Annotated in this window: 19 protein-coding genes; 14 read left to right on the top strand and 5 right to left on the bottom strand. The window is 63.6% G+C overall.

Annotation, left to right across the window (positions count from 1 at the left end; genetic code table 11):
- Positions 1 to 186: 186 nt before the first annotated feature.
- The 13 genes from RX331_RS28810 to RX331_RS28750 all read left to right on the top strand — a co-directional run bounded on the left by RX331_RS28810 (position 187) and on the right by RX331_RS28750 (position 12,726).
- Positions 187 to 660: a phasin gene (locus RX331_RS28810; RefSeq protein WP_317252983.1), complete on the top strand. Its 474-nt coding sequence runs from the start codon at positions 187 to 189 to the stop codon at positions 658 to 660.
- A 217-nt stretch (positions 661 to 877) separates the two neighbouring features.
- Positions 878 to 2,164, top strand: coding sequence for a DUF445 domain-containing protein (locus tag RX331_RS28805; RefSeq protein WP_317252982.1), 1,287 nt, complete (start codon positions 878 to 880; stop codon positions 2,162 to 2,164).
- Positions 2,165 to 2,355: 191 nt separating this feature from the next.
- On the top strand, positions 2,356 to 3,126 hold the full coding sequence (locus tag RX331_RS28800; RefSeq protein WP_317252981.1) for an alpha/beta hydrolase: 771 nt from the start codon (positions 2,356 to 2,358) through the stop codon (positions 3,124 to 3,126).
- Between the two features lie 389 nt (positions 3,127 to 3,515).
- The gene (gene paaX, locus RX331_RS28795; protein ID WP_317252980.1) at positions 3,516 to 4,385 is read left to right on the top strand and encodes a phenylacetic acid degradation operon negative regulatory protein PaaX; all 870 of its coding nucleotides are present in this window, start codon (positions 3,516 to 3,518) and stop codon (positions 4,383 to 4,385) included.
- A gap of 76 nt (positions 4,386 to 4,461) precedes the next feature.
- Positions 4,462 to 5,454: a 1,2-phenylacetyl-CoA epoxidase subunit PaaA gene (gene paaA / locus RX331_RS28790; protein WP_317252979.1), complete on the top strand. Its 993-nt coding sequence runs from the start codon at positions 4,462 to 4,464 to the stop codon at positions 5,452 to 5,454.
- Positions 5,455 to 5,464: 10 nt separating this feature from the next.
- Positions 5,465 to 5,752 (top strand): 1,2-phenylacetyl-CoA epoxidase subunit PaaB, encoded by a 288-nt coding sequence (gene paaB / locus RX331_RS28785; RefSeq protein WP_317252978.1) that lies wholly within the window; start codon positions 5,465 to 5,467, stop codon positions 5,750 to 5,752.
- 110 nt (positions 5,753 to 5,862) lie between these two features.
- Positions 5,863 to 6,639 (top strand): 1,2-phenylacetyl-CoA epoxidase subunit PaaC, encoded by a 777-nt coding sequence (gene paaC / locus RX331_RS28780; RefSeq protein ID WP_317252977.1) that lies wholly within the window; start codon positions 5,863 to 5,865, stop codon positions 6,637 to 6,639.
- Entirely contained in the window at positions 6,633 to 7,136 is a 504-nt protein-coding gene (paaD, locus tag RX331_RS28775) for a 1,2-phenylacetyl-CoA epoxidase subunit PaaD (RefSeq protein ID WP_317252976.1), read from the top strand. The genes paaC and paaD overlap by 7 nt, the downstream gene beginning before the upstream one ends.
- Before the next feature lie 114 nt (positions 7,137 to 7,250).
- Positions 7,251 to 8,330 carry a 1,2-phenylacetyl-CoA epoxidase subunit PaaE gene (gene paaE / locus RX331_RS28770; RefSeq protein WP_317252975.1) on the top strand — a complete coding sequence of 360 codons (1,080 nt, stop codon included), beginning with the start codon at positions 7,251 to 7,253 and terminating at the stop codon, positions 8,328 to 8,330.
- A gap of 246 nt (positions 8,331 to 8,576) precedes the next feature.
- The gene (paaI, locus tag RX331_RS28765) at positions 8,577 to 9,035 is read left to right on the top strand and encodes a hydroxyphenylacetyl-CoA thioesterase PaaI (RefSeq protein WP_317252974.1); all 459 of its coding nucleotides are present in this window, start codon (positions 8,577 to 8,579) and stop codon (positions 9,033 to 9,035) included.
- A gap of 17 nt (positions 9,036 to 9,052) precedes the next feature.
- Positions 9,053 to 10,384 (top strand): phenylacetate--CoA ligase PaaK, encoded by a 1,332-nt coding sequence (gene paaK / locus RX331_RS28760; RefSeq protein WP_317252973.1) that lies wholly within the window; start codon positions 9,053 to 9,055, stop codon positions 10,382 to 10,384.
- A 33-nt stretch (positions 10,385 to 10,417) separates the two neighbouring features.
- Complete coding sequence (locus tag RX331_RS28755) at positions 10,418 to 11,440, top strand: zinc-binding alcohol dehydrogenase family protein (protein WP_317252972.1); 1,023 nt, start codon at positions 10,418 to 10,420, stop codon at positions 11,438 to 11,440.
- Positions 11,441 to 11,661: 221 nt separating this feature from the next.
- The gene (locus RX331_RS28750; protein WP_317252971.1) at positions 11,662 to 12,726 is read left to right on the top strand and encodes a YeeE/YedE family protein; all 1,065 of its coding nucleotides are present in this window, start codon (positions 11,662 to 11,664) and stop codon (positions 12,724 to 12,726) included.
- Here RX331_RS28750 and RX331_RS28745 read toward each other — a convergent pair.
- The 4 genes from RX331_RS28745 to RX331_RS28730 all read right to left on the bottom strand — a co-directional run bounded on the left by RX331_RS28745 (position 12,723) and on the right by RX331_RS28730 (position 17,534).
- Positions 12,723 to 13,946 (bottom strand): bifunctional alpha/beta hydrolase/OsmC family protein, encoded by a 1,224-nt coding sequence (locus RX331_RS28745; protein WP_317252970.1) that lies wholly within the window; start codon positions 13,944 to 13,946, stop codon positions 12,723 to 12,725. The genes RX331_RS28750 and RX331_RS28745 overlap by 4 nt on opposite strands.
- A 22-nt stretch (positions 13,947 to 13,968) precedes the next feature.
- A complete protein-coding gene (locus RX331_RS28740) occupies positions 13,969 to 14,634 on the bottom strand; it encodes a sulfite oxidase-like oxidoreductase (RefSeq protein WP_317252969.1) in 666 nt (221 codons plus the stop codon).
- An 11-nt stretch (positions 14,635 to 14,645) separates the two neighbouring features.
- On the bottom strand, positions 14,646 to 15,968 hold the full coding sequence (locus RX331_RS28735) for an MFS transporter (RefSeq protein WP_317252968.1): 1,323 nt from the start codon (positions 15,966 to 15,968) through the stop codon (positions 14,646 to 14,648).
- A 144-nt stretch (positions 15,969 to 16,112) separates the two neighbouring features.
- Complete coding sequence (locus RX331_RS28730) at positions 16,113 to 17,534, bottom strand: amidase (protein ID WP_317252967.1); 1,422 nt, start codon at positions 17,532 to 17,534, stop codon at positions 16,113 to 16,115.
- 99 nt (positions 17,535 to 17,633) lie between these two features.
- On the opposite strand from RX331_RS28730, the gene RX331_RS28725 reads away from it, so the two are divergent.
- Entirely contained in the window at positions 17,634 to 18,485 is an 852-nt protein-coding gene (locus RX331_RS28725; RefSeq protein WP_317252966.1) for an alpha/beta hydrolase, read from the top strand.
- 111 nt (positions 18,486 to 18,596) lie between these two features.
- On the opposite strand, the gene RX331_RS28720 is transcribed toward RX331_RS28725, so the two are convergent.
- A complete protein-coding gene (locus tag RX331_RS28720) occupies positions 18,597 to 19,373 on the bottom strand; it encodes an SDR family oxidoreductase (protein ID WP_317252965.1) in 777 nt (258 codons plus the stop codon).
- Between the last annotated feature and the right edge of the window lie 23 nt (positions 19,374 to 19,396).

Genomic DNA, 19,396 nt, shown 5'->3' with positions numbered 1-19,396 from the left:
CTAAAGTAGAACTTTTGCCGGTTCGCTCGGCAATCCGCCCACGCCGCAGGACAATCACGAATTCGTGATATCGCGCTGCAACATCGATGTTGCGCTGCACCATTAACTATGGCACAACACCGGTGCCCCGGGCCAATCCGGACGGGGTGAGCCCCGTTGCTCAAACCTGAGGATGGAGAGACCCCAATGACCGATACCAATTCCGTGCTGAACAGCGTCAAGGAAGCCTTCGCACCCGTCACCGAGGCGTTCACCAAGCTCCAGAACCTGGAAGTTCCGGAAGCCGCCCGTGAGTTCGTGAAGAAGCAGGCCGAGACCGCCAAGGAGCGCGCTGCTGACGCCTATGCCGGCTCCGAGAAGGTGACCGCCGCGATCGAGACCGCCGTTGCCGGTTCGGTGACCGAGGCCGCCAAGATCAGCCGCAACATCCAGCAGGCGCTCTATCAGGACGCGGAAGCGTTCTTCGCCGGCATCGACAAGCTCGCTTCGGCCAAGTCGCTGAGCGAAGCCGCCCAGATCCAGTCGGACCTGGTCCGTGCGCGCGGCGAAGTGCTCGTCTCGCGGGCGAAGGCTTCGACCGAGTATCTCGGCAAGCTCGTCACCGAAGGCGCCAAGACCGCGCAGGACAACTTCTCCAAGGTCTATTCCAAGACCGCCTGATCGCGATCTGCTTGACCACTGAGCTTCGAAGGCCCGCTGATGCGGGCCTTCTTTTTGTCGGGTCTCCGCATAGATCAGTATCGCATCCTCCTCCGTCATTGCGAGGAGCGAAGCGACGAAGCAATCCATCTATCCCCGCGTCGAAAGGTGGATTGCTTCGCTTCGCTCGCAATGACGGAGTACGCTATGCAGGCGCGGATCTCCTTCGAAAGCCTTCATGACCCTTCCCGCCACCTTCATGATCGACAGCCCCGGCGACGCCGCGCGCGCCGCCGAGCTGCGGCGCGTGAAGCTGCTGGCGACCTCGGTATTGGCCGCGACGTTTGTGATCTTCCTCGCGGCGCGGGCGCTGCTTCCCCTGCATCCGGTCTTCGGCTTCATCGCTGCCTTCGCCGAGGCCGCCACCATCGGCGGCCTGGCCGACTGGTACGCCGTGGTGGCGCTGTTCAAGCGGCCGCTGGGATTGCCGATCCCGCACACCGCGATCATCCAGAGCAACCGGCACCGCATCGCCGACAAGCTCGGCGAATTCATCGAGCAGCATTTCCTCGAAGCAGCTCCCGTCGAAGCCAAATTGCGGCAGATCGATTTCGGCGCGTTCATCGCCGACTGGCTGCGCGACCGCAAGCGCAGTGAGGATCTTGCGCGCTTTGCGCTGCGTCTTCTGCCCGAAGCGGTGGCCGCGACGGAGAATTCGGGGCTGATGACCTTCGTCAGCCGCCGCATCACGGCGCAATTGATGGCAATCGATCTCGCGCCACTGGCGGCCGGCACCTTGCGCAACTTCGTCAAGGAAGGCCGCCACCAGGGCCTGCTCAACGATCTCCTGCGCGGCGTGCATGAGACGATGACGACGGCCGAGACGATGTCCATGATCCGCGAGAAGATCCGGAGCGAACTGCCGACGCTTCTCAAACTCTATCGCGCCGACAAGTTTCTCGTGAACAAGATCGTGGCGTCCGCCAGCGCCTTCTTCGAGGAGGTCCGCAACGATCCCGCGCATCCGTTCCGCGGCGAGTTCGACCGCATGGTGCTGAACTTCGTCGACCGGCTCGGCACCGATCCCGCCTATGCCGAGCGTATCGCCGGGCTGAAGCGCGATCTGTTGGCGCGTCCTGAACTGACCAGCCTGGCGCGGCACATCTGGGAGAACATGCGTACGTTCTTCGAGCGGAGCGCCTCCGGCGAGACGCAGGTGCTGCAGCAATATCTGGTGCGCGTGTTCATGGAAGCGGGCGAGGCGTTGGCTGGCGATGCCGAACTGCGGGCGGAGATCAACCAGGGCCTCGTCGCCGTGCTGCGAACCGTCGTCGCCGAACAGAAGAGCGGCGTCTCCACCTTCATTTCCGACCAGGTGAAATCGTGGGACATGGGGCAGTTGATCTCACTGATCGAAATCAACATCGGCCGCGACCTGCAATACATCCGCTTCAACGGCTCGCTGATCGGCGGGCTTGCGGGACTTGCGCTGTACACGCTCGAATACCTGCTGCGGCTGCTGTGACTTATTAATCACGTCAACGCCTTTACTTCTCCCAAGTGTGATCCGGTTGGCTTGCAAGACCAAAGCGGGTTCCCTAGCTTTTTGGGTAACAATGATGTTGCGATGCGGAACGATTCTGCTGCGTTTGCGTATGTTCAGTCCCACCCGGGCCGGCTGCCGAGACGTAAGGGGCCGCGCCGAAAGGAGACATGATGTCCATTGCTGCGCAGACGCTCGCCCCGCCGTCCAGGACCCTGATGCTGCTGGAAGGGCGGGCTATTTCCGAACTGGGTGCGTTTCTCGGTGCGTTGCCGCTGCTGAGTCTCGCGCCGCGCGGCGATGGCCATCCGGTGCTGGTGTTGCCCGGGCTTGTCGCATCCGACGTCTCGACGCGTCCGCTCCGCGTCTTTCTGCGCAACCGCGGTTATGCCGTCAGTGGCTGGCGGCAGGGACGCAACCTCGGCCTGCGCCATGGCGTGCAGGACGCGATGGTCGATCTCGTGCAGGAATTGAACGACACCCATGGCCGCAAGGTTTCGCTGGTCGGCTGGAGCCTCGGTGGCCTCTACGCGCGCCAGCTCGCCAAGATGATGCCCGAGCGCGTGCGCAGCGTGATCACGCTCGGCAGCCCGTTCGCCGCCGGCCCGAAGGCGACCAATGCCTGGCGCGTCTATGAGCTGGCAAGCGGCCGTCGCGCCGACGAAGAGGATGCGCGCTTCGGCGGCGCGCTGTCGTCGCCCCCGCCGGTGCCGACCACGGCGATCTTCAGCCGCACCGACGGCATCTGCGCCTGGCAGGGCTGCATGGAAAAGACGTCGGCGATGTCGGAGAGCATCGAGGTCGAGAGCAGCCATTGCGGCATGGGCCATCACCCCGCCGTGGTCTATGCCGTCGCGGATAGGCTCGCGCAGGCGGAGGGCGAGTGGTCTCCGTTCGACCGGAGCGGCTGGCGCAGCCTGGTCTACCCGGACCCGCATCGGTAAAGCTCACGAGAGCCTGTTAACCTCGCCCCGCTCTTGCGGGGAGAGGTCGGCGCATAGCGCCGGGTGAGGGGCTCTCTCCGCGTACTCAGCTCTAGCGAATTTGCGGAGGCAGTCCCTCACCCCAGCCCTCTCCCCGTGAAGGACGGGGAGAGGGAGTAGGGGCTCGAATCCACGTCGCTGAGAAACGCGCCGGTGGTTGCTAACCTCGCCCCGCTTTTGCGGGGAGAGGTCGGCGCGTAGCGCCGGGTGAGGGGCTCTCTCCGCGGACTGAGGTCTATCGAATTTGCGGAGGCAGCCCCTCACCCCAGCCCTCTCCCCGTGAAGGAGGGGGAGAGGGAGTAGGGGCCACCGATTTTCGAGAATCCGCAAAACGCGCTATGCGTGGACGCATGTCGCCGCCGCTTACCCGGATCATTCAACAGCTTAAGCGCGAACCCTCGCGCACCGGCTCCATTGTCATTACCGTATTCGGCGACGCGATCGTGCCGCGCGGCGGCTCGGTCTGGCTCGGCACACTGCTTGAGTTCTTCGCGCAGCTCGATATCGACGCCAGCGTGGTGCGCACCGCCATGTCGCGGCTGACCGCCGATGGCTGGTTCGAGCGCAATAGAATCGGTCGCAACAGCTTCTATCGCCTGGTGCAGAGCGGGCGGCAAACGTTTGATATTGCGACGAAACATATCTACGGCCCGCCGGCCTCCGACTGGACCGGGCGCTTCGAGCTTTTGCTGATCGGCAACGGCGAAGACCGTGACGCCTCACGCGAGGCGCTGAAGAACGCCGGCTTCGGCAGTCCGCTGCCGGGCGTATGGGTCGCCCCGTCAGGCGTGCCGATCCCGATCGAAGCTTCGGGCGCGATCCGCCTCGAAGTCTCCGCCGAGGATGACAGCGGCCGGCGTCTGCTCAGCGAAAGCTGGCCGCTTGATCGTACCGCGGACGCCTATCAGAAGTTCATGAAGACTTTCGCGCCGCTGCAGGAGTGGATCGGCAAGGGAGAGCGGCTGGCGGAGGCCGACGCCTTCACCGCGCGCGTGCTGCTGATTCACCATTACCGGCGGGTGGTGCTGCGCGATCCCTTGCTGCCGACCTCGCTATTGCCGGCGGAGTGGCCGGGCAGGGCGGCGCGAAAGCTCTGCGGCGAGATCTATCGCGCGCTGCTTCCTGCGTCCGAACAATGGCTTGACCATCACGCGACCAACGAAAGCGGGCCGCTGCCGAAGCCCGGCGCAGGGCTGTTCCAGCGCTTCGACGGCCTGTGAAATGTGTTACAGAATTATATTGCATATCTGAAATTATGTTATATATTGCCTCCCAACAAATACCGGGAGGTCCGCCATGTACACGCAGGCGCTCAATTCGTCCGAGGGCGAAGACCGCCACATTGAGGACGCCGAAAGGGCTGCGCAGTTTCAGGCGCGGATCGACGCCGAGGAACGGATCGAGCCGAACGACTGGATGCCGGCGGCCTATCGCAAGACGCTGACGCGGCAGATTTCCCAGCACGCCCATTCCGAAATCGTCGGCATGCTGCCCGAAGGCAACTGGATCACGCGCGCGCCGTCGCTGCGCCGCAAGGCCGCGCTGCTGGCGAAGGTGCAGGACGAGTGTGGTCACGGGCTCTATCTCTACGCCGCCGCCGAGACGCTCGGCACCTCGCGCGAGGAACTGGTCGATGCGATGCTGGCAGGGAAGGCGAGATACTCCTCGATCTTCAACTATCCGACACTGACCTGGGCCGACATCGGCACGATCGGCTGGCTGGTCGACGGCGCGGCGATCATGAACCAGATCCCGCTGTGCCGCTGCTCCTATGGCCCCTATGCGCGCGCGATGATCCGCGTCTGCAAGGAGGAATCCTTCCACCAGCGCCAGGGCTTTGAGATCATGCTGATGCTGTGCCGCGGCACCGAAGAGCAGAAGGCGATGGCGCAGGATGCCCTGAACCGCTGGTGGTGGCCGGTGCTGATGATGTTCGGGCCGCCCGATGGGGCCAGCCAGCACAGCGACACCTCGACGAAATGGAAGATCAAGCGCTTCTCCAACGACGAGCTGCGCCAGAAGTTCGTCGACGCCACGGTGCCGCAGGCCCGGTTCCTCGGGCTGACCATTCCCGATCCCGGCATGAAGCAGAACTCAGCAGGCAATTGGGAATACAGCGCGATCGACTGGAACGAGTTCAAGCAGGTGCTGGCCGGTAACGGCCCCTGCAACCGCGACCGGATGGCTGCGAGGCGCAAGGCGCATGAAGAGGGCGCCTGGGTCCGCGAAGCGGCGATGGCCTATGCCGCAAAGCGCAAGCAGCGTGCCGCCCTGCAGGCCGCCGAGTAGGGAGATGATGATGGCAACGCCGAACATTCCGCTCTGGGAAGTTTTCATCCGCAGCCGCAACGGCCTCGCGCACAAGCATGTCGGCTCGCTGCATGCGACCGATGCGACGCTGGCGCTGCAGGCCGCGCGCGATATCTACACCCGCCGCGGAGAGGGGCTTTCGATCTGGGTGGTGCCGTCGAACGCGATCACCGCGTCCGATCCGTCCGACAAGGGCATGATGTTCGAGCCGGCGGAATCCAAGATCTACCGGCATCCGACGTTCTATGATGTGCCCGAGGAAGTCGGGCATATGTAGGTTTGCGTCATTGCGAGCGCAGCGAAGCAATCCATCGCGCCGCAACCGAACAATGGATTGCTTCGTCGCTTCGCTCCTCGCAATGACAATTGAACAGGCAGGTGTCTGGAATGACCGCAGCCAACATCACCGTCTCCGAAACGCCGCTGGTGCTGTACACCCTGCGCCGCGCCGATGATGCCTTGATTCTGGGACATCGGCTGTCGGAATGGTGCGGCCATGCACCGATGCTTGAGGAAGACATGGCGCTCGCCAATATGGGTCTCGATCTGCTGGGACAGGCGCGCGAACTCTATACCTATGCGGCCAAGGTCGAGGGCAGGGGCAACGACGAGGACAAGTTCGCTTACTTGCGCGAGGTCCGCCAGTACCGCAATCTGTTGCTGCTGGAGCAGCCGAACGGCGATTTCGCGCGCACCATGGTACGGCAGTTCTTTTATGCGGCGTTCGCCGATCTCTACTGGCGCGCGATGATGCGCTCTAGCGATATGACGCTGGCGGCGATCGCGGCGAAATCGGAAAAGGAAAGCGCCTATCATTTGCGGCATTCTTCGGAATGGATCATCCGCCTCGGTGACGGCACCGAGGAAAGCCATCGCCGCGCGCAGGCCGCTATTGACGAGCTCTGGGCTTTTACCGGCGAGATGTTTTCAGGTGATGACAGCGAGCGCGGCCTGATTGACGCCGGCATCGCTATCGATCCGGGGCCGCTTCGTTCGCCATGGCTGAAGACGATCACTGGCGTCGTCAGCGAGGCGACGCTTGCCCTGCCTGAAAGCAACTGGATGCAGCAGGGTGGCCGTAGCGGCCGGCACAGCGAGCATCTCGGCCATCTGCTCAGCGAGCTGCAATCGATGCAGCGGACATTTCCGGGGGCGACATGGTGACGGTCGTTTCTGATGATACCGATCTGCGCCGGCGCGCCTGGGAGGTGGCATCGCAGGTCGTCGATCCCGAAATTCCCGTGCTCACGATCGCCGATCTCGGCGTCCTGCGCGAGGTCGCGGTGCATGACGGCCGCGTCGAGGTCGCGATCACGCCGACCTATTCCGGCTGCCCCGCCATGAACATGATCGCGTTCGAGATCGAATTGGCGCTGGAACGCGCCGGCATCGCACGTCCGACCGTCCGCACCGTGCTGTCGCCGGCCTGGACCACCGACTGGATGAGCGAGGACGGCCGCAACAAGCTCCGCGCCTACGGCATCGCGCCGCCGCAAGCCTCAAGCTCACGCCGCGCACTGTTCGGCGAACAGCAGGTGGCGTGCCCGCAATGCGGCTCAGAAGATACCGAATTGCTGTCAGAATTCGGCTCGACCTCCTGCAAGGCGCTGTGGCGCTGCAAGGCCTGCCGCGAACCGTTCGATTATTTCAAATGTCATTGAGGCCGCACCTATGTCCGTCATTGCGAGGAGCGAAAGCGATGAAGCAATCCATCTCTCCACGAGCGGTGAGATGGATTGCTTCGTTGCGCTCGCAATGACGGTGGGGAAGCACTGATGTCCCACGCGCCGCGCTTTCATCGTCTCGCCGTTAGCGACCTTCGCCAGGAGGCGGTCGATGCCGTTTCGATGACCTTCGCCATCCCGAAGGAGCTGGAGAACGACTACAGCTTCAGCCCCGGCCAATACCTCACGCTGCGCACCATCATGCATGGCGAGGAAGTGCGCCGCTCCTATTCGATCTGCTCCGGGCCCGATGACGGCGAGCTGCGCATTGCCGTGAAGAAGGTCGACGGCGGTGCGTTCTCCAACTGGGCCGCAGAGGAACTGAAACGCGGCGACGAGCTCGACGTGATGACGCCGACCGGCCGCTTCGGCGTTGCGCATGCGCCTGACGAAGCCCGGGTCTATGTCGGCTTTGCTGCGGGCAGCGGCATCACGCCGATCCTGTCGATCATCAAGGGCGTGCTCGCCCGCGAGCCGAAAAGCCGCTTCTTCCTGTTCTACGGCAACCGCTCGACGTCGAGCATGCTGTTCCTCGAGGAGCTGGAGGAGCTGAAGGACCGTTTTCTGCAACGGCTTTCGCTGTTCCATGTCATCTCGGGTGAGGAGCAGGACATCCCGATCCTGCACGGCCGGCTCGATGGCGAAAAGGTGCGCGTGCTGCTGCGCTCGCTGGTGCCGGCATCGAGCGTCGATCACGTCTTCATCTGCGGTCCCCTGGGGATGAGCGAAGACATCGAGGCGACCTGCCGCAAGATCGGTATCCCCGAGGATCGCATTCACGTCGAGCGCTTCGTCTCGGAGTTCGGCGGCAAGCCACGGCCGAAGAAGGTTGTCGAGCCGTCGGCGCCACCCAAGGCGATGGCTTCGCTGATCATCGACGGCAAGCGGCGCGAGGTGCCGGTCGCCGAGGAGGAATCCATTCTCGATGCCGCGCTGCGCGCTGGCATGGACCTACCGTTCGCCTGCAAGGGCGGCATGTGCTCGACCTGCCGCGCCAAGCTGGTCGAGGGTGACGCGCAGATGGAGGTCAATTATTCGCTCGAGCCGTGGGAGCTGAATGCGGGCTTTGTCCTGACCTGCCAGGCGCGGCCGTGCTCGGACAGGGTCGTGGTGGACTACGATCATGTCTAGCTGTCATTCCGGGGCGATACGAAGCATCGAACTACGGTGCGCAATTGCGCACCTGAGAATCTCGAGATTCCGGGTCTGGTGCTAACGCACCATCCCGGAATGACGGAAGTGGTTGAGGCTGCAGATCAGGGATCGTTGACACCCCAAGGTGCTTCGACCCAACACTAACCACGTAACGAGGCCGAAAGGCCCGTACGCAAAGGGAGAGAATGTCGTGGAACCGTCTCGCCGAGCGGGCTACCCGCTATGAACGTCGCGCTGTCGCCGGATGAGATCGCCCGCGCCTGCGCGGATGCGATGTGGAGGGAAGACGACGCCAGCAGCGGCCTCGGCATGAAGATTGTCGAGGTCAAGCCCGGGCAGGCGACGCTGACGATGACGGTCGCGCCGCACATGGTCAACGGCCAGCGCATCGCCCATGGCGGCTTCATCTTCCTGCTCGCTGATTCCACCTTCGCCTTTGCCTGCAACTCCCGCAACGAACGCGCAGTCGCCGCGCAATGCGACATCGCCTTCATCCGGCCGGGCAAGCTCGGTGACGTGCTGGTGGCGACCGCGCGCGAGATCTCGCGCAGCGGACGATCCGGCATCTACGACGTGCACGTCACGTCAGGCGACGTCGTGATCGCCGAGTTCCGTGGACACTCCCGCACCATTGCCGGCACCTGGCTGCCGGCGGCGGGCAGTCCAGCACCACAAGAATAGCGACAAGGGGAAACGTCATGGCCATGGCAAAATTGAAGTCCAGCAGAGGCGGCTATCACCCCGAGCTCGATGAAGCCGAACGCGCCTCGCGCGACGAGATCATGGCGCTGCAGACGAGGCGCCTCGCTTGGTCGCTCAAGCATGCCTACGACAATGTCGCGCATTACAAAAAGGCGTTCGATGCCGCCGGGGTGCATCCGTCCGATTTCAAAGAGCTTTCCGATCTCGCCAAATTTCCGTTCACAGTGAAGACCGACTTGCGCGACAATTACCCGTTCAACATGTTCGCAGTGCCCCGCGAAAAACTGGTCCGCGTTCATGCTTCCTCGGGCACGACAGGCAAGCCGATCGTGGTCGGCTACACCCAGGGCGATATCGATGTCTGGTCGGAGGTGATGGCGCGCTCGATCCGCGCCGCCGGCGGCCGCAGCGGCATGATCATTCACAATGCCTATGGCTATGGCCTGTTTACCGGCGGGCTCGGCGTGCACTACGGCGCCGAAAAACTCGGCTGCACGGTGGTGCCGGTCTCCGGCGGCATGACCGAGCGGCAGGTGCAGCTGATCAACGATTTCAGGCCCGACATCATCACGGTGACGCCGAGCTACATGCTCGCCATTCTCGATGAGTTCAAGCGGCAGGGACTTGACCCGCGAAAGTCGTCGCTGAAGTTCGGCATTTTTGGTGCTGAGCCATGGACCAACGCGATGCGCGCCGAAATCGAGCAAGCTTTCGACATGGATGCGACCGATATTTACGGCCTCTCCGAAGTGATCGGGCCCGGTGTGGCGCAGGAATGCGTGGAGACCAAGGACGGCCTGCACATCTGGGAGGATCATTTCTATCCGGAAGTGATCGACCCCGATACCGGCGCGGTGCTTCCCGACGGCGAGAAGGGCGAACTCGTCTTCACCTCGCTCACCAAGCAGGGCTTTCCGATCGTCCGCTACCGCACCCGCGACCTGACGCGGCTGTTGCCGGGCACGGCGCGGCCGGGCATGCGGCGCATGGAGAAGGTGACGGGACGTTCCGACGACATGATCATCCTGCGCGGCGTCAACGTCTTCCCGACCCAGATCGAGGAGGCGCTGCTGGCGACCGACTGGTGCGGCGGTCATTTCATCATCGAATTGACGCGGGAAGGACGGATGGACGAGATGACGGTGCTCGCCGAAGCCCGCCCCGAGAGCTGGGACGGCAGCGGCCTGGAGCCGCACGCCGAAAAGGTCTCGGTCTTCATCAAGAACACCATCGGCATCACCGCCCGCATCAAGGCCGTCGCGCCCGATACCCTGGAACGTTCGCTCGGCAAGGCCAAACGGGTTTACGACAAGCGGCTGAAAGGGTAACTCCTGCTTGAAGGAATGAGCAGGAAGGCCGCGATGCCGGTTGCGAAGGAAGACGTTAAACCCATTACGGTCCAGGCCCGATGTGTTCGCCTGCCTTCGAAGGTGGCCGACGCTGCTTCGCTCGCACCCGTCATCGAAATGCGAGGGCTGTCGCGCGGTGCAAATGATCTGCTGATTGAAATCAAGGCCGCTGCCGTCAATCCATCCGACGTCAAGGCCGCGACCGGGCTGATGCCTTATGCCGTCTTTGCGCGGACGCCGGGGCGCGACTATGCGGGCGTCGTGATCGATGGGCCGCAGGGCTGGATCGGACGCGAGGTGTTCGGCTCCTCCGGCGATCTCGGCATTCGCCGTGACGGCACCCATGCCAGCCATCTCGTGGTCGAGGCGGATGCGGTGGTGGAGAAGCCGAACGGCATTTCCTGGGAAGAGGCGGCCGGCATCGGCGTGCCCTTTGTCACCGCGATGGAAGGTCTGCGCCGCGCCGGCCTTCCAAAGCCAGGCGAGACCGTGCTGGTGATGGGCGTCAACGGCAAGGTCGGGCAGGCGGCGACGCAGATCGCGAGCTGGCACGGCGCGCGCGTGATCGGCGTGGTCCGCAAGAGCGAGCCTTACGAAGGCCATGCCAATTCGGAAGTTGAAGTCATCGACGCCTCCGTAACCGACGTCGCCGCGCGCGTGCGTGAACTCAATGGCGGCAAGGGCGCCGACATCGTCTTCAACACCGTCGGCGATCCCTATTTCGAAGCCGCGCATAAATCGCTCGGCTTACGCGGGCGGCAGATCCTGATCGCGGCGATCGACCGCATCGTGCCGTTCAACATCCTCGAATTCTATCGCGGCCAGCACACCTATGTCGGCATCGATACGCTCGGCCTGTCCTCGGTCGCGACTGGCGCGGTGCTGCGGGAACTCGGCCCAGGCTTTGCCAGCGGGGATCTGAAGCCGTTCCCGATCAAGGCGAACGCGATCTATTCCCTGGAACAGGCGAAGGCGGCCTTCATTGCCGTGGCCGGCTCCTCACGGGATCGCGTGATCCTGCGGCCCACAGCTTAGATCTTCAGGCAGGGCTGCCTCGCATTTTTGCGCGGAAAACAAATCTCTCCCGTCGGCCTCACCGGCAGCATGTTTGTTCCGCGATCTTGCCGTCGCGCGTGCGATTAATTCTTTGCGTGGGACGGCCGTGGACGGACCTGCGCTTCCAACGTATTAGCAACCTCTAAATTGCTTCCTATGTGAGCCGTGGCGCCGCCTTTGCGGCGCCGTAGAGCGGGGACATGCCGGTGCTGGACGGTAGCAACATCATTGTTTTGAGCGGACTATTGATCGGTCTCATCTACGGATCGGTCGGATTGTTGAGCGGCTTCTGCCTGCTCTCCAGTCTTCGCGGCTTCTGGGCCGAGGGCGATGGCCGTCTCGTGCGCACCTATGCGCTGGCGATCGGCGTTGGCGTCGCCGCGACGCAGTTGCTGGCGGCGGCCGGCCTCGTCGATATCGGCAAATCGATCTATCTGCAGTCCTCATTTTCTGCGCCGGTGATGTTCTTTGGCGGGCTGTTGTTCGGCTACGGCATGGTGCTGTCGAATGGCTGCGGCTCGCGCGCGCTGGTGCTGCTCGGGCGCGGCAACCTTCGTTCCTTCCTGGTCGTCGTCGTGCTGGCGATCTTCGCGCAGATGACGCTGAAGGGCCTGATCGCCCCGGCGCGCATCGCGATGGTCGGTGCGTCGCAGACCACGGCAAATGCGAACGCCGTGCCGGCGCTGTTTGCGGCGGCGGGCCTCAGCGCAACGGCGGCGCGCATGCTGGCGGCCTCGATCATCTCGGCGGCGCTGATCATCTTCGCCTTTGCGCATCCCGCATTCCGCCGTTCGCCCGGCCAGATCGCCGCTGGCCTGGTCATCGGTCTTCTGGTCGCCGGTGGCTGGTTTGCGACCGGCTATCTCGGCGCCGACGATTTCAATCCGGCGCCGGTAACCTCGCTCACCTTCATCGCGCCGATCGCGGACGCGCTGCAGTACATGATGCTGTCGACCGGCTCGACGCTGAATTTCGGCATCGTCACCGTGTTCGGGGTGTTCGTCGGCAGCCTTGTGACCGCGCTACTGACCGGCCGCTTTCAGCTCGAAGGCTTTCAGTCGCCGCGGCACATGCTGCGCTCCGGCGGCGGCGCGGCGTTGATGGGCATCGGCGGCGTGATGGCGTTCGGTTGCTCGATCGGGCAGGGGCTGACGGGATTTTCCACGCTGGCGCTGGCCTCGCTGATCGCGTTTGCCGGCATCCTCGTCGGCTCCGCCGCGGGCCTGCGCGGCGCGCTGCGCGTGCGGCCGTTGGCGGCGGCCTAATCCGCAGCCTTCGTCACGATCCTTATCTCCGACTTCAGCGTCCGGTGCACCGGACACTTGTCGGCGATCTCCATCAGCCGCGCGCGCTGATCTGTGTCGAGGACGCCCTCCATCGAGATCACCCGGTCGATCTGATCCAGCATGCCCTCGCGCGTCTCGCACTCTGCGCAATCCTTTGCGTGGATCTTGCTGTGCTGAAGTGTCACGGTGACGCGCTCGAGCGGCAGCGACTTTCGATCGGCATACATCCGCATCGTCATCGACGTGCAGGCGCCGAGTCCCGCAAGCAGGAAATCATATGGTCCGGGCCCAGAGTCCCGGCCGCCGACGGCCATCGGCTCGTCTGCCACCATCTCGTGAGGACCCGTGGAAATGATCTGCTGAAACTTGCTGTTGCGGGTTTCGCGCACCACGACGTTGCGGGGGCCGTCGCTCACGGCAGTGGCGGGCTGCGCGGCGGCGGGCTCGACATAGCGTCCGGCCCAGGCGGCGATCACGTCGGCGACATAGGAACTATCGCGCTTGTTGCTGAGCAGATGATCGGCTCCCGACAGGGACACGAAACTCTTGGGATGCCTGGCGGCAACAAAGATCTTGGTCGCGTTGTCGATGCCGACCGTGTCGTCGGTCGGCGAATGCATGATGAGCAGCGCCTTGTGGAGCTTTGCGATATGCGCCGAAAGGCTGTGCTCGGCGACGTCATCGAGGAATTCGCGCTTGATGTGGAACGGACGTCCGGCGAGTTGGACCTCCACCTGACCCTGCGCGCGGATGTCCTCGATCCGGTCCTTGAAGAGATGGGTGACATGGATCGGATCGGAGGGCGCGGCGATGGTGACGACGGCCTTGGCTTCCGGAATCTGCCCGGCGGCGGCGAGGATCGCGGCGCCGCCGAGGCTGTGGCCGATCAGAAGCGTCGCCGGGCTGCGGGTTTCCCGCAAGTGAGCTGCGGCGCGAACGAGGTCGGCAACGTTGGAAGTGAACGTCGAGTTGGCGAATTCGCCTTCGCTGGCGCCGAGGCCGGTGAAGTCGAAGCGCAAGACGGCAATCCCCTTGGCGGCAAGCGCGGCCGCGATCCGCTTGGCCGCCAGCACGTCCTTGCCGCAGGTGAAGCAATGCGCAAACAGCGCGTAGGCCTGCACCGGCCCATCAGGCGTATCCAGCGCGGCGGCAAGCTGATGTCCGCCTTCGCCGGTGAATTGAAAGCGTTCCGTCGGCACGGCTGTCTCCTATGCATCGGCGCTAGTCGCCTGAATATCGCTGCTCGGCCCAGGGATCGCCGCGGTTGTGGTAGCCGCGGACTTCCCAATAGCCGGGCTTGTCTTCGCTAAGAAATTCGATGGCCTGCAGCCATTTCGCGCTTTTCCAGAAATAGAGATGCGGCACCACGAGCCGCACCGGGCCGCCATGCTCCTGCTCCAGCTGCGCGCCGGACCAGCTATGGGCAAGCAGAGCGTCTTCAGCGGCGAAATCTTCCAGCGAAAGGTTCGTCGTGTAGCCGTCATGGGAGTGCAGCACCACGAAGCGCGCTTCCTCGCGCGGACGGCAGGCGTCGAGCAGATCGCGCGTCGCCAGCCCCTCCCATTGATTGTCGTAGCGCGACCAGGTGGTGACGCAGTGGATGTCGGACAGAAATTGGCTCTGCGGCTGCGCGGTGAACTCCGAAAAATCCCAGAACAGCGGCGCTTCGACCGCGCCATAAACATCGAGTCGCCAGCGTTCGCGCGAGATGTTCGGCCTCACGCCGAGGTCGAGCGTCGGCCAATCCCTGGTCAGATGCTGGCCCGGCGGCAGCCGTGCTTCCTCGGGGCGCGCGATCCTGCCGGTGAGGAATTTTCCCTCGCGCGCCCAGCGCTGCTTGCTGCGCGTCAGCTTGCTTTCCGGCGGCGGCTCGTTCTCGTCGGCCATCTGGCAGTCAGTCACTCGTGGCGGTGCATTGCGGACGCATGCTTGGTATCGCGCATGGTGGCATAGATGAGCAGCGAGAGGAAGATCATGCCGCTGAGATAATAATAGAACCAGTGCTCATGCCCGAGTGTCTTGAAATAGAGCGCAACCGCAGGCGCGGTGCCGCCGAACAGCGACACCGTGATCGCATAGGGCAGGCCGACGCCAAGCGCGCGGACATTGGTCGGAAACAGCTCGGCCTTCACCACGGCGTTGATCGAGGTGTAGCCGGCAACGAACAACCAGGCGGCGCAGATCAAAAGGAATGCGGTGAAAGGCGATTTCGTCTCCTTCAGCGTGGTCAGGATCGGCACGGTCGCCAGCGTGCCCATCACGCCGAAGAAAATCAAAAGCGGCTTGCGGCCGATGTGATCGGACAGGCCGCCATAGATCGGCTGCAGCAGGGTCGCGAACACCAGCGAGCCGAAGATCACAAAGGTGGTCTGGTCCTCGGTGAGCCCGACGGACAGTTTGACGAAGGTCTGCATGTAGGTGGTGAAGGTATAGAACGCCGCCGTACCTCCCGCAGTGAGGCCGACCACGAGCAGCAGCTCGCGCGGATAGTTCAGGAGACCGCGGATCGAGCCGGTCGGTTTTGTCAGCTTTTTCGCTTCCTCGAACGCTTCGGTCTCGTGCAGGTTACGTCGCATCACGGCGGCAAAGATCGCGAGCAGGGCGCCGATCACGAACGGAATTCGCCAGCCCCACTCCTTCAACTGCTCGGGCGTCAAAAACACCTTCTGCAGCAACAGCAGCACCATGATGGCGGTGAGCTGGCCGCCGATCAGCGTGACGTACTGAAAGCTCGAATAGAAGCCGCGATGCCTGGGATCGGCGACCTCGGTAAGATAGGTCGCACTGGCACCGTACTCGCCGCCGAGGCTGAGGCCCTCGATGATGCGCGCCAGCGCCAGAATGGCAGGGGCCGCCAGTCCGATCGTGGCATAGGTCGGCGTCACCGCGATGATCAGCGAGCCGAAGCACATGAATACGACCGACAGCGTCAGCGACAGCCGCCGCCCATAGCGGTCGGCGATGAAGCCGAACAGCCAGCCGCCGAGCGGACGCATCAGGAAGGTTGCGGCGAACAATACCGCCGCGTTGAGCTGCTGCACGACCGGATCGCTATTCGGAAAGAATGCCGGTGCGAAATACAGCGCGAACGCGGTGTAGGCGTAGAAATCGTACCATTCGACGAGATTGCCGATCGAGCCGATGAAGATCGCCTTGACCCGCCGTGCCGCATCCTGGATGTCGAGATGTTCGCCGGCGGCGCTGATGGCTTGCTCGGTCATGTTCCGTCTCCAAAGGGCGATGACGATCCCTTTGTCCCGGATCAGTTCGCCGCGCATCGATAACGACGGCAGGCCTAACACGGTTCCGTTTCAGGAACCGGACAACATTGCGTTAAATGGAGCCGACAGCACCAACAGTCGCGATCATTTCGGTGCCTTTGGATCGATCGGCGTCGTGCCGCGCACGCCCAGAATATCCTCCAGCACCTTGGCGCCCGCGAGCAACTGCGCCTCGCCGCGCGGCTTTGCCACCATCTGCAACCCGACCGGCAGGCCCGAAGCGGTGAAGCCGCAGGGCAGCGACAGCGCGGGGCAGCACGCCAGCGTGATCGCGTAGACGATGCCAAGCCATTCGACATAATTGTCGAACTTCTTGCCGGCGCATTCGGCGACATAGCGATTTTCGACCGGGAAGGGCGGCACGATCGTCGCCGGGCAAAGCAACAGGTCGTATTTGCCAAAAAATTCCAGCGTGCGCGCCGTCATCGCGACGCGCTGCGCCTCGGCGCGTTCGAGCTGCTCGACCGTCAGCTTGAGACCTTCCTCGATATTCCAGATCACCTCCGGTTTGAGCAGGTCGCGCTTAGTGCGCAAAAGCGCCGCCTTGGAAAGCGCAAAGTCGAAGGCGCGCAGCACATGGAAGCATTCATGGGCCTCGCGCAGGTCGGGATGGGCTTCCTCGACGACGACGCCCGCTTCCGCAAAGCGCTGCGCCGCCTTGCGGGTGACGGCGGCGACCTCGGGGTCAACCGGCGTGATGCCGAGATCGGGCGAATAGGCGACGCGCTTCGGCTTGTTGCCGGAGCGCGCGGCGGAGAGGAACGAATTCGGCAGCACCGGCAGCGACAGCGGATCGCCGGGATGCTCGCCGCTCATGGCGTCCAGCAGCAGCGCGACGTCCTCGACATTGCGGGCCATCGGGCCCTGGACGCCGAGATTGCGGTCGACGGCCGCGGTAATCGTATGCGCGACACGGCCGATGCTCGGCCGCAAGCCGACGATGCCGCAGAAGCTCGCGGGGTTGCGCAGCGAGCCGCCCATGTCGGAGCCATGCGCCAGCCAAGCCGTGCCGGTGGCGAGCGCGGCCGCCGCGCCGCCCGAAGAGCCTGCGGCCGAGCGCGAGGTGTCCCACGGATTGCGCGTTGGGCCGAACACTTCGTTGAACGTATTGGCGCCGGCGCCGAATTCCGGCGTGTTCGACTTGGCGTAGATCACCCCGCCATTGCTTTCGAGATGCTCGACCAGAATGTCTGACTTGGGCGGAATGTTATCCTTGTAGATCGGCGAGCCCTGCGTGGTCAGCACATCAGCCACATTGGTCAGGTCCTTGATCGGGACCGGCAGCCCCGCGAGCAGCCCGCGCTGGCTCGCCGGCTTCTTCATCAGCTCGTTAGCGTGCTTACGGGCTCGGTCGAAACACAGCGTCGGCAGCGCGTTGACCTTGCCGTCGACCTCGCCGATGCGCTTTTCCAGGACGTCGAGCAGGTCGAGTGGCGTGACCTCGCCGGATTTCAGCTTGCCGACAATGGCAACCGCCGTCTCACGCACCAGCCCCTGATCAGCCACTTCGCTATCTCCCGCTCATTTTGTGTTTGTCATGGTGCTGTAGAACATTTTCCGGCAAAGTGGAAACGCATCGAAGTTGTGGCTGACCGGAGATATTGCATGACGACATTGTTTTCAGCGCTGGACTGGCGTGCCTTGAGCCGGGAGGAGCTGGATCTCGGCCTCAACAACGGCGTCGCGGTCTCCGGCAGCGTCGACATGGTCGCCGGCTGGGAGCAGCGCTCCGCCGAACTGCGCAAGCGTTTTCCCGCGCATATCGATTTGCGCTATGGGCCGCGCGAGCGCAATCGGATCGATTTTCTGAAGGCGGCGGACAACGCGCCGACGCTGCTGTTCATCCACGGTGGTTACTGGCAGGCGCGGGCGAAAGAGGTGTTCACCGTCGTTGCCGAGGGGCCGATGGCGCATGGCATTAACGTGGCCATGATCGGCTATACGCTGGCGCCGGAGGCGACGCTGGACGAAATCGTCGCCGAAATCCACGCCGGAGTGGATTACCTCACCGGGCAGTTGCCCGCACTCGGCGCCGCTGATGCCGGCATCGTGGTCTCAGGCTGGTCCGCCGGCGGGCACCTGACCTCGATGGCGTTGTCACATCCGAAGGTGAGGGCGGGAATGGCGATATCGGGCATCTATGATCTTGAGCCTATCAGACATTCCTATCTCAACGAGAAGCTGAAGGCCGATCAAGCGACATCGCGCGCCAATTCGCCGATGATGCAGGAAGGCGGTCCGCTCAAGCCGCTGTCGCTGGTGGTCGGCAGTAGTGAGCTGCCGCTGCTCCGCAAGCAGACCGCCGATTTCGCCGGCCACCGTGCCCGATACGGTTTGCCTGTAACGTATGAGGAACTTCCCGGCGCGAACCATTTCACCATTATGTATGAAATGATGTCGCCGAAGGGGCGGATCACGACGTTGATCCGGCAGTTGTTCGAGCGGACGACGGGGTAGGCGTTGGGCAGCGTCATTGCGAGGAGCGAAGCGAGGAAGCAATCCATGCCACTACATGCGGCGCTATGGATCGCTTCGCTTCGCTCGCAATGACGGTGGAAACCGAGGTGCCTAACTCCACCCCGACGTATGCCCGCCATCCACCGTAAAGATCACCCCCGACGTATACCCCGATCGGTCCGAGGCCAGGAACGCCATGAGATCGCCGATCTCGCGGGCATGTGCGGGCCGGCCGAGCGGCATGCCCTTCTGGAATTCCTTGTAGCGGTTCTCGTCGCCGAACTGGTTCTTCGCGCGCGTCTTCAATAGCGTGACGTGGCGATCGGTGCCTACCGGGCCCGGATTGATGCCGACCACGCGGATATTGTCGGCAAGGCTCTTGCCGCCGAGCGCGCGGGTGAAGGCCATCAGCGCGGCGTTGCCGGCGCTGCCGCAGATGTAGTTGGCGTCGAACTTTTCGCCGGCGGCGCCGATGTCGTTGACGATGACGCCGCCGCCGCGCGCCTTCATCTGGGCGTAGATCGCGCGGGTGAGGTTGATGTAACCGAACACCTTGAGTTCCCAGGCGTGGCGCCAGGTTGCCTCATCGATCTTCTCGATCGAGCCGCCGGGAATATCGCCGGCATTGTTGACGAGGATGTCGATCTCGGCGGCTTCTTTCGCCAGCCGTGCGATGTCCTCGGCCTTGCGCAGGTCGACGACATGGGCGGTCGCGCCGATCTGATGCGATGAGCGCAGCTTTTCGGCAAGGGCTTTCAGGGCATCGCCGTTGCGGGCGGCCAGCATGACGTCGGCCCCTTCCTCGGCAAAGGCTTCAGCCGCCGCGGCGCCAATGCCCTTGGAGGCGCCGGTGATCAGGACGCGCTTGCCGCGCAGGTGCAGATCCATGGGAATTCTCGCTTGGCTTGAAG

The organism is Bradyrhizobium sp. BWA-3-5, from assembly GCF_032917985.1.
Classification (GTDB): Bacteria; Pseudomonadota; Alphaproteobacteria; order Rhizobiales; family Xanthobacteraceae; genus Bradyrhizobium.
This window is presented reverse-complemented; position numbering and strand designations above follow the sequence as displayed.

Coding starts and splice junctions, on each gene's coding strand:
- RX331_RS28810 (WP_317252983.1), top strand. CDS start 187: ATGACCGATACCAATTCCGTGCTGAACAGCGTCAAGGAAGCCTTCGCA.
- RX331_RS28805 (WP_317252982.1), top strand. CDS start 878: ATGACCCTTCCCGCCACCTTCATGATCGACAGCCCCGGCGACGCCGCG.
- RX331_RS28800 (WP_317252981.1), top strand. CDS start 2,356: ATGTCCATTGCTGCGCAGACGCTCGCCCCGCCGTCCAGGACCCTGATG.
- paaX (WP_317252980.1), top strand. CDS start 3,516: ATGTCGCCGCCGCTTACCCGGATCATTCAACAGCTTAAGCGCGAACCC.
- paaA (WP_317252979.1), top strand. CDS start 4,462: ATGTACACGCAGGCGCTCAATTCGTCCGAGGGCGAAGACCGCCACATT.
- paaB (WP_317252978.1), top strand. CDS start 5,465: ATGGCAACGCCGAACATTCCGCTCTGGGAAGTTTTCATCCGCAGCCGC.
- paaC (WP_317252977.1), top strand. CDS start 5,863: ATGACCGCAGCCAACATCACCGTCTCCGAAACGCCGCTGGTGCTGTAC.
- paaD (WP_317252976.1), top strand. CDS start 6,633: ATGGTGACGGTCGTTTCTGATGATACCGATCTGCGCCGGCGCGCCTGG.
- paaE (WP_317252975.1), top strand. CDS start 7,251: ATGTCCCACGCGCCGCGCTTTCATCGTCTCGCCGTTAGCGACCTTCGC.
- paaI (WP_317252974.1), top strand. CDS start 8,577: ATGAACGTCGCGCTGTCGCCGGATGAGATCGCCCGCGCCTGCGCGGAT.
- paaK (WP_317252973.1), top strand. CDS start 9,053: ATGGCCATGGCAAAATTGAAGTCCAGCAGAGGCGGCTATCACCCCGAG.
- RX331_RS28755 (WP_317252972.1), top strand. CDS start 10,418: ATGCCGGTTGCGAAGGAAGACGTTAAACCCATTACGGTCCAGGCCCGA.
- RX331_RS28750 (WP_317252971.1), top strand. CDS start 11,662: ATGCCGGTGCTGGACGGTAGCAACATCATTGTTTTGAGCGGACTATTG.
- RX331_RS28740 (WP_317252969.1), bottom strand. CDS start 14,634: ATGGCCGACGAGAACGAGCCGCCGCCGGAAAGCAAGCTGACGCGCAGC.
- RX331_RS28735 (WP_317252968.1), bottom strand. CDS start 15,968: ATGACCGAGCAAGCCATCAGCGCCGCCGGCGAACATCTCGACATCCAG.
- RX331_RS28725 (WP_317252966.1), top strand. CDS start 17,634: ATGACGACATTGTTTTCAGCGCTGGACTGGCGTGCCTTGAGCCGGGAG.
- RX331_RS28720 (WP_317252965.1), bottom strand. CDS start 19,373: ATGGATCTGCACCTGCGCGGCAAGCGCGTCCTGATCACCGGCGCCTCC.